The sequence below is a fragment of the Acinetobacter sp. NIPH 2699 genome (genome assembly GCF_022549355.1).
Classification (GTDB): domain Bacteria; phylum Pseudomonadota; class Gammaproteobacteria; order Pseudomonadales; family Moraxellaceae; genus Acinetobacter.
Genome location: NZ_JAKZGL010000039.1, coordinates 1 through 483, shown reverse-complemented (window position 1 = coordinate 483; position 483 = coordinate 1). Strand labels below are relative to the sequence as shown.

Below are 483 nucleotides of genomic sequence, written 5' to 3'. Positions count from 1 at the left end.
CCATCTGGGAAGGTTACCGTCACCGTCGAATCAGGTTCTGCTGTACCGCTAATTGGATCTGTGGCATTGATTGGATCAAGCACTGGTGCATCTGGCGCAACAGCATCAACAATTGCTGTGGTTGGATCTGATGTATTGCCTGCTGGATCTGTTGCGACTGCAGTAACTTCATCGCCATCTTCTAATCCTGGATTTGGTACTGTCCAACTACCGTCTGGTCCAGCAACAACCTCTGTTGTACTGCCATCTGGGAAGGTTACCGTCACCGTCGAATCAGGTTCTGCTGTACCTGTAATTGGATCAGTGCCATTGACTGGATCAATTACTGGAGCGTCTGGCGCAACTGCATCTACAATTGCTGTGGCAGGATCTGAACTATTGCCTGCTGCATCTGTTGCCACTGCTGTGATTTCATCACCATCATCTAAACCTGGGTTCGGTACTGTCCAACTGCCATCTGGTCCTGCAACAACTTCTGCTGTG

Annotated in this window: 1 protein-coding gene; it reads right to left on the bottom strand. The window is 49.7% G+C overall.

The window, feature by feature from the left end:
* Positions 1-483, bottom strand: a 483-nt coding sequence (locus MMP72_RS15780) for an Ig-like domain-containing protein (RefSeq protein ID WP_241406216.1), incomplete at both ends; no start/stop codon positions are given.